The organism is Marinifilum fragile JCM 15579, from assembly GCF_001310955.1.
Classification (GTDB): Bacteria; Bacteroidota; Bacteroidia; order Bacteroidales; family Marinifilaceae; genus Marinifilum; species Marinifilum fragile.
Genome location: NZ_BAZX01000026.1, coordinates 46,185 through 62,141 on the forward strand (window position 1 = coordinate 46,185; position 15,957 = coordinate 62,141).

A 15,957-nucleotide genomic window follows, 5' to 3' on the forward strand; every position below is an offset into this window, starting at 1 on the left:
TACTTTACTGCTTGTTTTTAGCTTCGATACTTAAAGTAGCGTGAGGCACTGCTCGTAATCTTTCTGGAGCAATTAGCTTACCAGTTTCACGACAAATACCATAAGTTTTATTCTCGATTCGAATTAAAGCTCCTTCAAGATGAGAAATAAACTTTGCCTGGCGCTGTGCCAATCGGCCAGCTTCCTCTTTAGAAAGAACTGATGCACCTTCTTCCAATACTTTAAAAGTTGGAGATGTATCTTCAATATCATTACCTGAGCTGTTAGAAATAACAGCTTTCAATGTTTCGTAATCCTTCTTGGCCTTCTCAAGTTTAGAGATTATTAATTTTTTAAACTCTTGTAACTCCTCGTCTGTATATCGCTTCTTTTCTGTCATTGTTTCTATAGTTTTATTCGTTTTCTAAAGATAACAAAAAATCGATTATTCACTAACTTTTTCAATCTTAATGAAGCTTTCTACACCTTGTTCTATCTCTACCGCCTTCGCTTCGTTTTCAGCTAATTTTTCTACCAATTCAACACTCACAGCCAAAGTTTGGCTCCCAATGTATTCTTTATGAGCGAGTACCGCATTGTTGATAGAATCATGCATCATAATTTCAAGCTTGATCTTATCGGTAACATCAAAATCGCTATCCTTTCTAAGGTTTTGAATTCTGTTGATAAATTCACGTGCTATACCTTCTTGTCTCAACTCATCGGTAATGTTTACGTCCATTGCCACAGTAAGTTTCCCTTCATTGGCAACCAACCATCCTGGAATATCTTCCGAAATGATTTCAACATCCTCTAGAGTAAGATCTACATTCTCATCATTTACAGTAATTGCATATTCCCCAGCCTTCTCAAATGCCACGATATCCTCTTGAGTCATTTGACCAATAGCAGCAGCAATTTGCTTCATGATTTTACCATGCTTAGGACCTAAAGTCTTAAAGTTTGGCTTGATTTTCTTCACCAATACACCTGAAGTATCCGTAATGAATTCCATTTCTTTCACATTAATTTCTGAAAGAATGATATTCTTAACAGCCTCTAATTGAGGAACCATCGTTTCATCCAAAATCGGAATCATGATCTTTTGAAGTGGCTGACGAACACGGATTTTCACCTTACGACGCAATCCTAACGACATAGAAGAAATCTTCTGTGCCATATCCATTCTTTCCTCAAGGTCCTTATCGATTTCTTCCTCATTATATTTAGGGAAATCAACCAAGTGAACAGATTCTACTGTGTAACGACCAGTTACAGAATTCAAATCTTTGAACAATTGATCCATATAAAATGGAGCAATTGGTGATGCAAGAATTGAAATGGTTTCCAAACACTTGTAAAGTGTCTGGTAAGCTGAAATCTTATCAGCGTCGTACTCTCCACCCCAATATCTCTTACGACACAAACGCACGTACCAGTTAGAAAGGTTTTCATTTACGAAATTCTGAATTGCTCTACCAGCACGAGTTGGCTCGTAAGATTCGTAACACTCTTCAACTTCCTTAATCAAAGAATTCAAAAGAGAAAGAATCCAACGGTCTATCTCAGGACGCTCTTCCATCTTGATATCAGCATCTGAATAATTAAATCCATCAATATTAGCGTAAAGCTGGAAGAATGAGTATGTATTATATAGTGTACCGAAGAATTTACGACGAACTTCTTCAACACCGCCTAAATCAAATTTTAGGTTATCCCATGGTTGAGCATTTGTTATCATGTACCAACGCAATGGGTCTGAACCATATTTCTCGATGGTTTCGAATGGATCAACAGCGTTTCCAAGACGCTTAGACATCTTGTTACCTTTTGCATCCAATACCAAACCATTAGAGATGATATTTTCGAAAGCAACACCATCGAAACACATCGTCGCAATTGCATGCAGGGTAAAGAACCATCCACGAGTCTGGTCAACACCTTCCGCAATAAACTGTGCCGGGAACAACTTGTCGAATTCCTCTTTGTTTTCGAATGGATAGTGCTGCTGTGCATATGGCATCGCTCCTGAATCGAACCAAACGTCGATCAAGTCTAATTCACGAACCAATTTCTTGCCTGAATCTGAAACCAAATAAACGCCATCAACATATGGACGGTGCAAGTCGAATTTTTCGTAATTCGCTTTGCTGTTATCTCCTTCAACGTAATCAGCAAGAATGTTTTCAGTCATGAAACCAGCTTCGATTGATTTTTCAATCTCTGCCTTTAACTCAGCAACTGAACCAATACATTTCATTTCTGTACGATCTTCGCTCACCCAAATAGGAAGTGGAGTTCCCCAGTAACGAGAACGAGAAAGGTTCCAGTCCTGTAGATTTTCCAACCATTTTCCGAAACGACCTTCACCAGTTGATTGAGGTTTCCAGTTAATGGTTTTATTTAGTTCGATCATACGATCGCGAACATTCGTAGTCTTGATAAACCAAGAATCCAATGGATAATACAATACAGGCTTATCAGTTCTCCAACAGTGTGGATAGTTATGAACGTGTTTCTCTACTTTAAATGCAAGGCTGTCCTTCTTCAAAGCAACAGAGATATCAACATCTAAAGTAGCATCTTTCTCAGTTAAGTTTGGATCGTAAGCGTTCTTTACAAAGCGACCTGCATACTCACCATAAGCTTCAACATTCACATAGTTCTTTACAAACTCAGGATCCAAATCTTCAATTAAGAAGAATTTACCAGTACGATCAACCATTGGCTGCATCTTACCTTCCTTATCGCGAAGAATTAGTGGAGAAATATCAGCTGCTTTCGCTACTCTATCATCATCCGCACCAAAAGTAGGAGCAATGTGTACAATACCGGTACCATCTTCGGTGGTTACGAAATCACCAAGAATTACGCGGAAAGCATCACCTTCTGGCTTCACCAATGGCATCAATTGCTCATAACGGATTCCTTCCAAATCGGTTCCTTTGTGCTCCGAAAGAGTTTTATAAGTCAAACGCTTGTCTCCCGCTTGGTATTCGCCCAACTCAAGACCTTCATATTTTTTATCGAAGAAATTGTAGAACAAATCTTTTGCAAGAATTACTACACAAGGAATTCCTGTATATGGATTGAAAGTGCGAACACGAACGTAATCAACCTTAGGACCAACAGCCAAAGCAGTATTCGATGGAAGTGTCCAAGGAGTAGTTGTCCATGCAATAAAGTAAGCATCGCAATCAATACCTTCATATAAGAACTCACTCTTCTCGTCGCGAGCTACTTTAAACATCCCCACTGCAGTGGTATCTTTCACATCCTTGTAACACCCTGGCTGGTTCAGCTCGTGAGTAGACAAACCTGTACCTGCAGCTGGCGAGAATGGCTGGATTGTGTATCCTTTGTAAAGTAAATCTTTCTCGAACAATTGCTTTAACAACCACCAAAGTGTTTCGATGTAACGGTTATCGTAAGTGATATATGGATCTTCCATATTCACCCAGTATCCCATTTTCGAAGTCAAATCCTCCCACTCGCGGGTGTATTTCATTACATTGGTTCTACAAGCTTCGTTGTACTCATCAACAGAAATCTTAGTACCAATATCTTCTTTAGTAATTCCCAGTTCTTTCTCTACGCCAAGTTCAACAGGAAGACCATGAGTGTCCCATCCTGCTTTACGATTCACCTGAAATCCCTTAAGTGTCTTGTATCTACACACAATATCCTTAAGCGCACGAGCCATTACGTGGTGAATACCTGGCATTCCGTTAGCCGAAGGAGGTCCTTCATAGAAAACAAAAGATGGATGGCCCTCGCGGGTTTCCAAACTCTTTTCAAAAGTCTTGTTTTCTTCCCAATCTTTTAAGATATCCTTATTGATCTGAGAAAGATCAAAGTTTTTGTACTCTGGAAATTTAGTGCTCATTTATATTAATTTTATCTTGAATTCTCAAATTCTGATTAACATCCGTATTCCTTGTGATTTGTGGTCAAGCAACACTGATTAACAAATATTTTTCATTCTTATTTAATGCCTAAGAATGACATTTAGAATAAAAAGTTTACAAATATAGAAAAAATACAGGAGCCTCAGACCATATCTTCTGCATATTCAGGCAGCTAACCATTTTTTAATCAGCATATCAAACCTTAGGATACGAATTGAAAGTGTGAATACTTATAATCTGAAATAAAAGCATAACGAATATTTTAAATTTAAAAGTATATTCCTAAAAATACCTCCAAATAATCATAGTATGGAGGTATACAAGTAAATTAATATTCATACGAGAATTTCTTCATTATCCTTTCTTCTTTTTTACTTTATCCAATCCTAAAATATGCATTAGAAACAATGCAGCGGTAATTACAATACTAGAGATTGCATTATCCCAGCTATCAAACTTGTCTTTAATAATGTAGTTTAGTATTGAAATGGTGATGAAAATTACAATTAAATTCACCCCTGTAAAAAGTAAGTATTCGTATGGCTTTTTCATTTTTATAAAAAATTAAATTTATATGAGCTTATACAATTCTAAATGAAAAGAGGGTGGGTTTAATTTGAAAAAAAAGCCACAAATAAGGCCTGCCAAATTGGGTATATATAATTCGGAATTAATAGATATATTTAGCTTTAAATTTTAATTCAAAATATCATGACAACTATAAAATCCAAATATTTGGGTGATTTACGAACAGAATGCGTTCACTTACAATCAGGAAACAAAATTTTTACTGATGCGCCAACCGATAACAGAGGTAAAGGAGAAGCTTTCTCTCCAACCGATTTGTTAGCTACCTCTTTGGGTTCTTGCATCATGACCATTATGGGAATCGTTGCTCGCGATAATAATATCGATATTGTAGGTACTGAACTGGACATTACAAAAATCATGGCTAGCGACCCTCGCAGAGTTTCAGAGGTAATTGTTGAATTCAATTTCCCTGATAAAGAATATACTGACGAAGAGAAAAAAATTATTGAATCGGTTGCAGGAACAAGTCCTGTACCTTTGAGTGTGCATGATCACTTAAAGCAGACAATTAAAATGAACTGGGTGAAATAATTTTCACCCCTTTTTTAAAATATTAAAAATCTCCATCAAATGATTTTAGTTACTGGAGGAACCGGTCTTGTTGGTTCGCATCTACTGTTTGATTTACTAAAAAATGGCAATAAAGTTCGTGCTTTAAAAAGATCGAGCAGCAATATCGATTTGGTTCGAAAAACCTTTTCCTTTTACTCAAAAGATGCCGATCAACTTTTCGAATCGATTGAATGGTTTGATGGAGATATGTTGGATCCCGATTCTTTGGAAGAGGCCTTGGAAGGTGTAAAAGATGTTTACCACTGTGCAGCTTTGGTTTCCTTCAAGAAAGAAGACAAAAAGAACCTTCTAGATATTAATGTAGAAGGAACCCGAAACCTGGTAAATGCTTGTATCGACAACAATATCCGCAAGTTTTGTATGGTAAGTTCCATTGCTGCACTGGGAACTCCCGAAGAAGGTGAAGACACTGTAAACGAAACCACTCCCTGGAGTCCGGAAGATAAACGCTCGGGTTATTCGCTTAGTAAATTTCAATCGGAATTGGAAGTATGGCGCGGAATTGAGGAAGGCTTGAATGCTGTAATTGTAAATCCATCCATTATTTTGGGTCCGGGCCAATGGGATAAAGGCAGCTCGCTATTATTTAGTACTGTTGCCAAAGGGTTAAAATATTTTACAAGGGGAATTACTGGCTATGTTGACGTTAGAGATGTAAGTAAAGCATGATTCAATTGATGGAAAGTGACATTGTAAACGAGCGCTTTATTTTAAACGGCGACGACTGTACTTATGAATTTATATTTAAGACCATCGCAAAACATATTGGATTGGAAGGACCTACAAAATATGCTTCTCCAAAAATGACTGAAATTGGATGGCGATTGGCTTCTCTGCAGAAGATATTTTTGTTCAAACAGCCAAGTTTCACAAAAGAAACTGCTCGCGCTTCGCACAACATCAGGAAGTATTCGAATCAAAAAATTAAAGATGCCTTAAACTTTGAGTTTATTGATATTGAAAAAAGTATAAAGGATACGGTGCAGCATTATCCAATCCCCGCAAAGAACGCAAAGAATTAATACGGTAAGAACGCAAAGAGACAATATTTACGTCATAACTGAAAACGAAATTTCATATCAAATAATTGGACGAGCAATAGAATTACACAAAACGGTTGGACCTGGACTATTGGAATCAGCTTATGAACATGCCCTTGCTTTTGACTTAAATGAAATTGGGTTAAAAGTAAAAACACAAGTTCCAATGCCTTTCATCTATAAAGAGGTTAAGCAAGATATTGGGTATAGGTTAGATTTATTAGTTGAAGAAAAAGTAATTGTAGAAATTAAAGCAGTTGAAAATTTGCTTCCTGTACATTTTGCTCAACTGCTAACTTATCTCCAATTGTCTGATAAACGACTTGGTTTACTAATAAACTTTAATAGTAAAACTCTAAAAAACAGTATTCATCGTGTCGTAAATAATCTGTAATTAATCTTTGCGTTCTTACCGTATTAATTCTTTGCGTTCTTTGCGTGGAAATCACTTTCCCCCCAACATTCTAATTACTTCTTTCAAGGTGTTATTTTCTGATTCTAACTTTGCCAAACGGTCATCAACGGGATTAGCAATTTCAATCTTGTCAGCAAGTATTCTGAAGAAATTAATTTGTAATATTTCACAAATCTCCCATAGTCTATCGGTTTTAATACTATTTCGCTTTAGTATTTGATAAACTGTATTTACATTAATTCCTAATTTTCTGGATAACTCGAGAGCTGTTACTCCTTGCCGATTCATCTCTTCAATAATTAATTCATTAACATGTAAAGAGGGAGATTCTTTCGTAGAAACCTTCATGATTTTATCCTTTTAGATATAATAACGAACAATTTATAAAATTTTATCTACTTATTATAATTTAATTTTATCTATACCTTGATATATTCTACATTTCATTGGTTCGATTCTATTTATCTTTTGTTATCACACATATTTTAAATAGCATAATCCATTTATAATAAAAAAAGCCATCCCTAATAGGAATGGCTCACCTTTAGAATATCTGATTATTAAATTTCATACAATTCTATCATTTCATTTAATGTATTGATTTCTTTTTTGATTTTCTTCCTGATGAAAAATATCAACACCACAATGATTACTACAAACTCAACAAGGAAAAATTTAAACCAGAAGGCAGACAAATACTTGTAAAACTCTATAAATAGTAATCCTACACCAATTACATAAAGCGAAAAGGTCAGATAAGTTGGGTATTTATGAATCTTCTTGCGCCATTGATAAAAAGCTTTCAAATCGGAAATGAATTGATCGGATTGACAAAGTATATTCAAGCTCTTTTTTCTTCGATAACTAAACAGCTCAATTGTAATTCTAATGACCAAAGCCATAATCATGGTAATAATTCCAACTTCGAATAATACACTTGTTGATGTAAAGTAAAATAGATCAATTCCTATAATAGCCAATGCTGTAATTGATAGAATGATTATATTTTTAATGTGACTATTGTTGACCAAATGATCGGCTTTTTTGATTCGTTTTTTAAGCTCCTTTGGCACTTTTGTTGGCTCTGGGGACTTCTGGTTATCGTATATTGATTTTATATCTTTGAAATTATTCATTGTTCAAGGCGTTAAGCGTTTTGTTTTTTTTTACTAGTCATACATTTGAAGAGTTTTCCTTTGTTACGGTGAATTTGAACTCTTACATTCTCGTTTGATAAACCAACTGCTTCGGCAATTTCCTTTTGTGGGACCTCTTCCAAGACTAGTGAAATTAATATCTTACCCATTTCGTTTAATTTCTTTATGCAAGCACGCAGCATTTTTAATCTTTCATCCCTATCATCTTCCTGATCTTCGTATAAACTTTCAGGTACTTGATCGGTAATTTTTTCCTGCGTTTTCTTAATCTTGCGCAGATGCATTAAACAGGTATTCACTGTTATTCGGTATATCCATGTACTTACTTGCGACTCATTTTTGAATTGATCCAGATTTTGCCAAATTTTTACAAACACCTCCTGTGATAAATCATCAGCCAAAGCTTCATTTCCTGACACATAGGTCATACACAAACGATAAACTTTAGTGTAGTTTTCTTTGTAAAGCGTATTAAATGATTGGTTCATTAGTTTAAAAGTTGTTTCAATTCATTCATATAGGTTTCGAACTGATCGAACATGATGAAGTGTGCTGAATTTTCTATGTAAACAATCTCTTTGCTTTTAAGTGCAGCAAACTGGTTGTTGTAAACACCTTCAACCATACTTTTGCTTGGGTTAGCTGCAGCTAATATAACGACTTGCGATTCAATATTCTTAATATCTTCTCTCAAATCCAATTTTAATAAATCGGTAAAACCATATACATAAGTTTTGCGATCTGCTTTAGTCATCCAATCCACAATTTGTTGATGTCTCGAGGTCGATTTGCTCATAAACACTGCAAAATTCATTGCCATTCCTCTGAAGTCTTCATCATTCATTTTAAGCAAGTTGTTATTATATTCGGTATTGTAGCTTATTTTATCGCTTGAATAATTTGGTATCATCATCGCTCCCATGCATGGCAATGCATCAACGATTAATAATTTTTTAATATCAAATTGCTTTTCCGAGGCCAACCACAAAGCCAAAGTACCTCCCATACTATGACCAACAATTGAGATTCTTGAAAACCCATTTTTCCGAATGTACTGATCGATATCCTTTTTAACGGTAGTTAACCACATGCTGTCAATTGCAGGCACATCACCAAATCCGGCATAGCTAACAAGGTGACATTCGTGATTCCGAGAAATTTTCTCAACGGTTTCAGCCCAAACTTCTCCCGGACAAGTAAAACCTGGTAGCAATAAAACTGGATCTCCTTGTCCAACAACTTCAACTTGAATTGAACTAATTTGAGCTAAAAGAGAAAAATTGACAATAAATACTAAGGCTAATGATACAATTAATGATTTCATGATTCTAAAATTTTAATTTGTTTGTTTGCCCTTTTGATGCACATCTTTTTCAAATGTTACACTTGTCGAAAAAATTTTCTCATTTTTTTTCTAATCAGTTTAAAGCATAAAAAAAAGCCACTCCAAAAAAGGAATGGCTTCTCAATATATTTTGTGATTATCTTATAAGTTGAAAGCTTCTTTTACTTTCTCAACATAGTCAAGTTTTTCCCAAGTAAACAATTCAACTTCTTTTTCGATATTTCCGAAATATGGAGATTCGAATTTCTTGGTAATGGTTTTTGGCGTACGTCCCATGTGACCATATGCTGCAGACTCTTCGTAAATTGGATTACGCAATTTCAAACGCTGCTCAATTGCTGCTGGGCGAAGATCAAAAAGTTCTTTTACCTTCTCTGCAATTTCACCATCGCTTAATTCTACATTCGACTTGCCGTAAGTGTCAACGTAAATTCCTACAGGTTCAGCAACTCCAATTGCATATGAAAGTTGTACCAAAATTTCATCGGTAACACCAGCTGCAACCATATTCTTAGCAATATGACGCGAAGCATAAGCTGCAGAACGGTCCACTTTCGAAGGATCTTTTCCTGAGAAAGCACCACCACCATGAGCACCTTTACCTCCATAAGTATCAACAATAATCTTACGACCTGTTAATCCAGTATCACCATGAGGGCCACCAATCACAAACTTACCGGTTGGGTTTACGTGCAAAATAAACTCATCGTCGAATAGAGCTTGTACTCTTTCTGGCAATTGCTTAATTACACGAGGAATAAGAATGTTACGAACATCTTTCTTGATTTTTTGTAACATCAACTCATCGTTTGGACCAAAGTCATCGTGCTGAGTAGAAACCACAATCGTATGAACTCTTTCAGGAGCATCCTGATCGTTATACTGAATGGTAACCTGCGATTTTGAATCAGGACGAAGATAAGTCATCTCTCTTCCTTCACGGCGAATGGCAGCCAACTCAATCAACAAACGATGCGACAATTCAAGTGACAATGGCATGTAGTCATCAGTTTCTTTAGAAGCATAACCGAACATCATTCCCTGGTCACCAGCGCCTTGAGTCATTGGATCTTCACGATCTACACCACGATTGATATCATCTGATTGTTCGTGAAGCGCATTTAAAACACCACAAGATGATCCATCGAACATGTATTCGCTTTTTGTGTAACCAATACGGTTAATCACCTTACGAGCAGTTTCCTGAATATCAATATAAGTTTTTGTTTTTACCTCACCGGCAATTACTACCTGACCAGTAGTAACCAAAGTTTCAACTGCAACTTTAGAATTAGGATCAAAAGCCAGTAGTTTATCCAAAATGGCATCTGAAATCTGATCAGATACTTTGTCTGGATGTCCTTCAGAAACAGATTCTGATGTAAATAAATATCCCATAATTTTTAAAGTTTTGAGCACAGAAAAGTCTACTTAATCAAATAAGTCCCCCAGACCTCAAGTACTGTATAAATAAAACTTACGGGAAAGCAATTGGTTGTTGTATTAACGCAGAAAAAGGATAATAACACCATTTAGCATTTTTTTCTGTGGTTGCAAGCAGCCAAATCTTTCCACTTAATTCTCGGCAAAGGAAAACATTATTTCGCAAAGAAACAATATTATACCAAGAGTTTTTAATGCTTTTTAACAAATGCTAATGCTGTAAAACAGGGAGTTCCGCGCCAATAAAGAGTTATAAGTCTTAATTTGCCAAGATTTTAATTAGAGAGAATCCGAACCTCAGTCGGAATCTCAAACAAATAACTGATTACTGATCATCGTTAACTGTTAACTGATGAAACAAGTCTTCCAGTCTTTGAGTTTTGCTCTTCATTTCAAGTAGTTCCCAATTGTTATTTACGGCCATTTGAAAAATGTCTTTACGGATATCATCAGAACTTGAAATGCGAAACTTGTTATCTCCCAAAGAAATTACCTCCTTAATTCCCTTGTGCTGACTTAGGATATCCAACGAAATATCACTAGAAAATTCAACTTCAATCATCTTTGAAGACAATTCGGAACTTAGATTTTCAATCTTTTTATCGGCAACCAAATTTCCTTTGTTGATAATTAGGGCACGTTCACAACAGGCTTCAACCTCCTGCATGATGTGAGTAGAAAGCATAACGGTTTTCTGTTTCCCAATTTCCTGAATCAAATTTCTAATTTCGACCAATTGATTAGGATCCAAACCTGTAGTTGGTTCATCCAGAATCACCACTTTCGGATCGTGTATTAAAGCCTGTGCAATTCCTACCCTTTGTCGATATCCTTTCGAAAGTGCACCAATCTTTTTGTTTTGTTCCAAGCCAAGTCCAGTAAGGTCAATCATCTCAGCAATTCTAGACTTTTTTACTTTCCCCAATTTGTATATGGATGCAACATGATCGAGATATTCTTTCACATACATCTCCAAGTAAAGCGGATTATGCTCTGGCAAATATCCAATTTGCTTTCGCACTTCCAAAGAATGCTCCTCTATATTCAATCCATTTACTTCAACCAAACCGGAAGATTGTGGAATAAAACCAGTAATAATCTTCATCATTGTGGATTTTCCCGCACCATTGGGTCCTAAAAATCCAACAACTTCTCCCTGGTTAATTTCAAAGCTAACTTGGTCAAGTGCTTTTTGTTTTCCGTATAGTTTGCTTACTTCCTGAACTTTAATCGACATAAAACTGGGTTTGAACTAGTACTTTAAATACTTCTTGTTATCAAAACTTAAAGTTAAAAAAATCTTATTTGCTGTGAATTTAATCATTCTCGCTTTGTTTCCCTTGTAATTCATAATAGCTAATTCATAAATCATTCTTGAAATAACTACCTTTGTGGTTCAATTCAAATCAATAACAATGAGTTTTTCACAGCATAATAATTTCTGTAAAGATCTTTTCAATTATTCCCGTCGCGAATCAAGCGAATCAAACATTGGCAACACCCCAATGGGTAGCAACAATCCTATTCGAATTCAATCGATGACCAACACCGATACAAATGATATCGAAGCTAGTGTTGAGCAAGCAATTAGAATGATAAAGTCGGGAGCAGAATATGTTCGTTTAACTACACAGGGAACGAAAGAAGCTGAGAACTTAAAATTCATTAAAGAAGAATTGGTAAAAAGAGGATATGAAACCCCTTTGGTTGCCGACATTCATTTTAACCCCAAAGCAGCTTCAATTGCTGCAAAATATGTTGACAAGGTTCGAATTAATCCAGGAAACTTTGTGGACAAACGTGCCGATTTCAAAAACAGCGAATACGGAGATATAAAATATCAGGAGGATTTAGAGAAGATTCGTGAGAAATTTATTCCACTAATTCGCATTTGCAAGGAACACAATACGGCTCTTCGAATTGGCACCAATCATGGATCATTGTCAGATCGAATTATGAGTCGTTACGGTGATACACCAAGAGGAATGGTTGAAGCCACCTTAGAATTTCTTCGCATTTGTAAAGAGCAAAACTTTACAGATGTTGCCATTTCTATTAAGTCGAGCAATACGGTAATGATGGTGAAAACCGTTCGTTTGTTGGTTTGCGAAATGGAAAAGGAACATATGCATTTCCCTTTACACCTAGGTGTAACAGAAGCTGGAGAAGGAGAAGATGGAAGAATTAAATCGGCCGTTGGAACAGGCGCTTTGTTGAATGATGGAATTGGAGATACGGTTAGAATTTCTCTTACCGAGGATCCGGAAATCGAATCGCCAGTTGGTAAAAAATTGGTTGATTACGTATTGGCAAAAGAAAATCACGCTACAATAACTCCTGTTGAAAACACAGAGGTTGATTTGATTAATTTTTACAAACGATCTACAAATTTGGTAGTAAACATAGGCAGTTCAAAAGTTCCTGTGGTTATCTGCGATTTATCTCACGAAAGATATTTGACTGCTGATTTGCCTGAAAAAGCGGGATTCAAACAAGATCAAGATACTTTGGAATGGGAAAAAGGAAACTTGGCTGCTGATTTTATCTATGTAAGTGGTTACGATCCGGTTTTCACCGATTATCCAAAAGATTTAGGAATTATCGTTGATCAGGAGTGTTGGGAATATTCCGATCAGTATACCGACAAATCCTATCCTCTATTTCAAACCGAGGAGTTTCTTCATGATAATCTTACAGCATTTGCCAGCAACATTCATTTTGTAGAATGTGAATATACAGACCTAAGCGAAGAGTTCATTTCCAAATTAAAAAAGAATGAAAAGATTGTTTTGATTTGTAAATCTAAACATCAAAATGCTTTTGCCGAGCAAAGAGCCTTTGTTTTCAAATTGGTTCAAGCAAAATGTAAGGCTCCGGTAATATTTAAACGTGAATTTACCGATGCAAACCTGGAAGATCTTCACTTAAAATCATCTGCTGATTTAGGTAGCTTGTTTTTTGATGGTCTGGGCAATGGTGTTAGCATTGTAAACCAAGGAAATCTTCCGCAAAATGAAGTTTTATCTACCGAATTTGGGATTTTGCAAGCAGCTCGAGTAAGAACTACCAAAACCGAGTTTGTATCCTGTCCAGGCTGTGGAAGAACTCTATTCCAATTGCAAGAAGTAGTTGCTCAAGTGAAAAAGGCATTCTCTCACCTTACACATCTAAAAATTGGTGTTATGGGCTGTATTGTAAATGGACCTGGTGAAATGGGCGATGTTGATTACGGCTATGTAGGAGCAGGGCCTGGAAAAGTATCATTGTATAAAGGTCATGATGTTTTAATCAAGAACATTCCAAGCGAAACTGCTATCGAAGAATTAAAGAATATCATTAAAAACAATGGAGACTGGATTGACGATAATATCAATTAACTTGATTAATTCTTTTTTTTAATACACATTGTTTCATATCTTGCAGATAGATCTAAGCACTAATCTATCAAGGTGAAAAAGAATCTTTTACTCATATTTTTCATTTTTCTGTTTTCATTTGCTTATGCCGATAAACTTGAGCTAAGCGGAATCTACCTTGGGAAAAATGTATATGTAATGAATCCCTTTTCGGATTCAGGGGTAGGGTATTGTGTTTACCAGGTTACTGTCAATGGTCAAACCTCTTCTGATGAAATAGGAAGTAGTGCATTCGAGATTGATCTTTCGCAATTTGGCTTTGATATCGGCGAAAAAGTAAACATCGTTTTACATTATAAGAGTGGGTGTTTGCCACGTATTGCAAATCCTGAAGCCATACAACCAAAATCAACATTTGAAATTCAAACTGTCGAAGTAGATAAAAACGATATTTTGCATTGGACCACAAGAGAAGAAAGTGGTTCAATACCCTTTATTGTGCAACAATACCGTTGGAACAAATGGATCACTATTGGCGAAGTTGAAGGAAGAGGATTGACAACCATCAACAAATACAAACTAAAAGTCCGAACGCATACAGGTAAAAATATTTTTCGACTATCTCAGACTGATTATACTGGAAATGCGAAATATTCACCAAAAATAACTCATGAGTCAAAAAAGCCAAAAGTTAGTTTTGGACCTGAAAAAGTAAAGGATGAACTTTTATTTACTTCCGAAACTCTTTACGAGATTTACGACAAATATGGAAATATCGTTTTTAAAGGTTTCGGAAATAAAGTCAATCTTGAAAGTCTTCAGCCAGGATTATATTACATCAATTACGACAATACCATGGGAAGTTTTCGTAAGAAATAATTCTATTCCGAAAACAAATCCAATACCGTTTCGCCGTCCTCTAATTTTAAATGATGAGCAATCATACCAACTGATCTTGCAGCTTCGGCATTAGCAAGCATATCATCAACAAATAATGTTTCGCTCGCTATTAAACCTTCAGCATCCAAAACTTCCGTATATATTCTTTGATCTGGCTTTCTTAATCCCATATTATGCGAATAATAGTCCTTTTCAAAAAAATCAGATAGGCAAACTCCATGTACATCCTGAATCATGCCCATATATGCATCCCAATGGATGATATTAGTATTACTCAGTAGAAATATCCTATGGGTCTTTTTTAATCGATTTAAAAGCTCTAAACGCTCAAAAGGCAAATCTAAAAGCATCGAGTTCCAAGCTTTGTCAATTTCAGCATCAGTAACACCATTTGAAATAAAATTCCTGATTTGAGTCCTAAATTCCTCTGGTGATACAATCCCCTTTTCCAAATTATCAAACAATCCGTTCTCTGAATATTCTCTTTTAATTAATTCTACATCATGTAAACCGATCTGCTTAAAACTGTTAACTGCCTTTTGAGGATCTATATTTAATAGTACACCTCCAAAGTCAAAGATAATATTAGGTATTGAATCGTATTTTTGCATAATTTTTTTCCTTGAAATATTGAATTATTGGATACAAATATGTAATATTGCACACCGAAAACAAAGATAAAACATTGCTTTTATTTTATAAGTTTTTCGAGGGCCTATAGCTCAGCTGGTTAGAGCACCTGACTCATAATCAGGGGGTCCCTGGTTCAAGCCCAGGTGGGCCCACCCTCTGAATCAAGCAGTTACAACAATGTTGTGGCTGCTTTTTTTGTTTGTTTTCATTGCTATTGGTTTTGTCTAGCAAATTCTCTCTCACAAAATACATATCTATTAAAGATTGTACCATTAAAGATGAATTCAATATTTAATAAAGAACGAGGTTTACTATTAAGAGAAATATCCTCATGCAATTCTATAAAAAATGGGAATTCTCTTTCCCCAACAATCCACTACCTATTAAAAGAAAATTCTATGCATAAAAAAAGGACAGTAAATCCTTAGACTTACTATCCTTTAAAGGTTGGCGTCGACCTACTCTCCCACATTTCTGCAGTACCATCGGCGCTAACAAGCTTAACTACTCTGTTCGGAATGGGAAGAGGTGGATCCTTGTTGCAATAAACACCTAAAATCGTTTTGACTCAATCGAAGTGATTAAGAGTATATATCTTATTTGTATAAGTATCTCAT

Annotated in this window: 16 protein-coding genes, 1 tRNA gene and 1 rRNA gene; 7 read left to right on the forward strand and 11 right to left on the reverse strand. The window is 35.8% G+C overall.

The features are described from left to right. Window positions 1–4 precede the first annotated feature (4 nt). The 3 genes from JCM15579_RS15830 to JCM15579_RS15840 form a co-directional block, all read right to left on the reverse strand. Window positions 5–379 (reverse strand): TraR/DksA family transcriptional regulator, encoded by a 375-nt coding sequence (locus tag JCM15579_RS15830; protein WP_054721536.1) that lies wholly within the window; start codon window positions 377–379, stop codon window positions 5–7. A 45-nt stretch (window positions 380–424) separates the two neighbouring features. Continuing rightward, window positions 425–3,865 carry an isoleucine--tRNA ligase gene (ileS, locus tag JCM15579_RS15835; protein WP_054721538.1) on the reverse strand — a complete coding sequence of 1,147 codons (3,441 nt, stop codon included), beginning with the start codon at window positions 3,863–3,865 and terminating at the stop codon, window positions 425–427. A gap of 376 nt (window positions 3,866–4,241) precedes the next feature. Continuing rightward, complete coding sequence (locus tag JCM15579_RS15840; protein ID WP_054721540.1) at window positions 4,242–4,439, reverse strand: hypothetical protein; 198 nt, start codon at window positions 4,437–4,439, stop codon at window positions 4,242–4,244. Between the two features lie 159 nt (window positions 4,440–4,598). Here JCM15579_RS15840 and JCM15579_RS15845 point away from each other — a divergent pair, with 159 nt between their 5' ends. From JCM15579_RS15845 to JCM15579_RS15860, 4 genes are read left to right on the forward strand one after another with little or no spacing between them, the layout of a single operon-like run. Continuing rightward, a complete protein-coding gene (locus JCM15579_RS15845; RefSeq protein WP_054721542.1) occupies window positions 4,599–5,009 on the forward strand; it encodes an OsmC family protein in 411 nt (136 codons plus the stop codon). Window positions 5,010–5,048: 39 nt separating this feature from the next. Further along, window positions 5,049–5,720: an NAD-dependent epimerase/dehydratase family protein gene (locus tag JCM15579_RS15850; protein WP_054721544.1), complete on the forward strand. Its 672-nt coding sequence runs from the start codon at window positions 5,049–5,051 to the stop codon at window positions 5,718–5,720. An 8-nt stretch (window positions 5,721–5,728) separates the two neighbouring features. After that, window positions 5,729–6,073, forward strand: coding sequence for a hypothetical protein (locus tag JCM15579_RS15855; protein ID WP_157471515.1), 345 nt, complete (start codon window positions 5,729–5,731; stop codon window positions 6,071–6,073). A gap of 49 nt (window positions 6,074–6,122) precedes the next feature. After that, window positions 6,123–6,485 carry a GxxExxY protein gene (locus JCM15579_RS15860; protein WP_262493535.1) on the forward strand — a complete coding sequence of 121 codons (363 nt, stop codon included), beginning with the start codon at window positions 6,123–6,125 and terminating at the stop codon, window positions 6,483–6,485. A gap of 51 nt (window positions 6,486–6,536) precedes the next feature. On the opposite strand, the gene JCM15579_RS15865 is transcribed toward JCM15579_RS15860, so the two are convergent. From JCM15579_RS15865 to gldA, 6 genes are all read right to left on the reverse strand, one after another. Then, window positions 6,537–6,854, reverse strand: a complete 318-nt coding sequence (locus JCM15579_RS15865) for a helix-turn-helix domain-containing protein (RefSeq protein ID WP_054721550.1) — start codon at window positions 6,852–6,854, stop codon at window positions 6,537–6,539. 212 nt (window positions 6,855–7,066) lie between these two features. After that, entirely contained in the window at window positions 7,067–7,642 is a 576-nt protein-coding gene (locus JCM15579_RS15870; RefSeq protein ID WP_054721552.1) for a hypothetical protein, read from the reverse strand. 11 nt (window positions 7,643–7,653) lie between these two features. After that, window positions 7,654–8,151, reverse strand: a complete 498-nt coding sequence (locus JCM15579_RS15875) for an RNA polymerase sigma factor (protein WP_054721553.1) — start codon at window positions 8,149–8,151, stop codon at window positions 7,654–7,656. Then, window positions 8,151–8,987 (reverse strand): alpha/beta fold hydrolase, encoded by an 837-nt coding sequence (locus JCM15579_RS15880; RefSeq protein ID WP_054721555.1) that lies wholly within the window; start codon window positions 8,985–8,987, stop codon window positions 8,151–8,153. The genes JCM15579_RS15875 and JCM15579_RS15880 overlap by 1 nt, the downstream gene beginning before the upstream one ends. A gap of 162 nt (window positions 8,988–9,149) precedes the next feature. Beyond that, the gene (gene metK / locus JCM15579_RS15885) at window positions 9,150–10,406 is read right to left on the reverse strand and encodes a methionine adenosyltransferase (RefSeq protein WP_054721556.1); all 1,257 of its coding nucleotides are present in this window, start codon (window positions 10,404–10,406) and stop codon (window positions 9,150–9,152) included. Window positions 10,407–10,776: 370 nt separating this feature from the next. After that, window positions 10,777–11,688: a gliding motility-associated ABC transporter ATP-binding subunit GldA gene (gldA, locus tag JCM15579_RS15890; protein WP_054721557.1), complete on the reverse strand. Its 912-nt coding sequence runs from the start codon at window positions 11,686–11,688 to the stop codon at window positions 10,777–10,779. 178 nt (window positions 11,689–11,866) lie between these two features. Here gldA and ispG point away from each other — a divergent pair, with 178 nt between their 5' ends. Then, a complete protein-coding gene (ispG, locus tag JCM15579_RS15895) occupies window positions 11,867–13,828 on the forward strand; it encodes a (E)-4-hydroxy-3-methylbut-2-enyl-diphosphate synthase (protein WP_054721558.1) in 1,962 nt (653 codons plus the stop codon). 72 nt (window positions 13,829–13,900) lie between these two features. After that, complete coding sequence (locus JCM15579_RS15900; protein ID WP_054721560.1) at window positions 13,901–14,686, forward strand: hypothetical protein; 786 nt, start codon at window positions 13,901–13,903, stop codon at window positions 14,684–14,686. A gap of 2 nt (window positions 14,687–14,688) precedes the next feature. Here the strand turns inward: JCM15579_RS15900 and JCM15579_RS15905 are convergent, their stop codons facing one another. After that, window positions 14,689–15,318, reverse strand: a complete 630-nt coding sequence (locus JCM15579_RS15905; RefSeq protein WP_054721562.1) for an HAD family hydrolase — start codon at window positions 15,316–15,318, stop codon at window positions 14,689–14,691. Between the two features lie 100 nt (window positions 15,319–15,418). Between JCM15579_RS15905 and JCM15579_RS15910 the strand changes: the two genes are divergently transcribed. Continuing rightward, window positions 15,419–15,492, forward strand: a tRNA-Ile gene (locus JCM15579_RS15910). Window positions 15,493–15,785: 293 nt separating this feature from the next. Here the strand turns inward: JCM15579_RS15910 and rrf are convergent. Continuing rightward, window positions 15,786–15,896: ribosomal RNA gene (rrf, locus tag JCM15579_RS15915) — 5S ribosomal RNA — on the reverse strand. Window positions 15,897–15,957 lie beyond the last annotated feature (61 nt).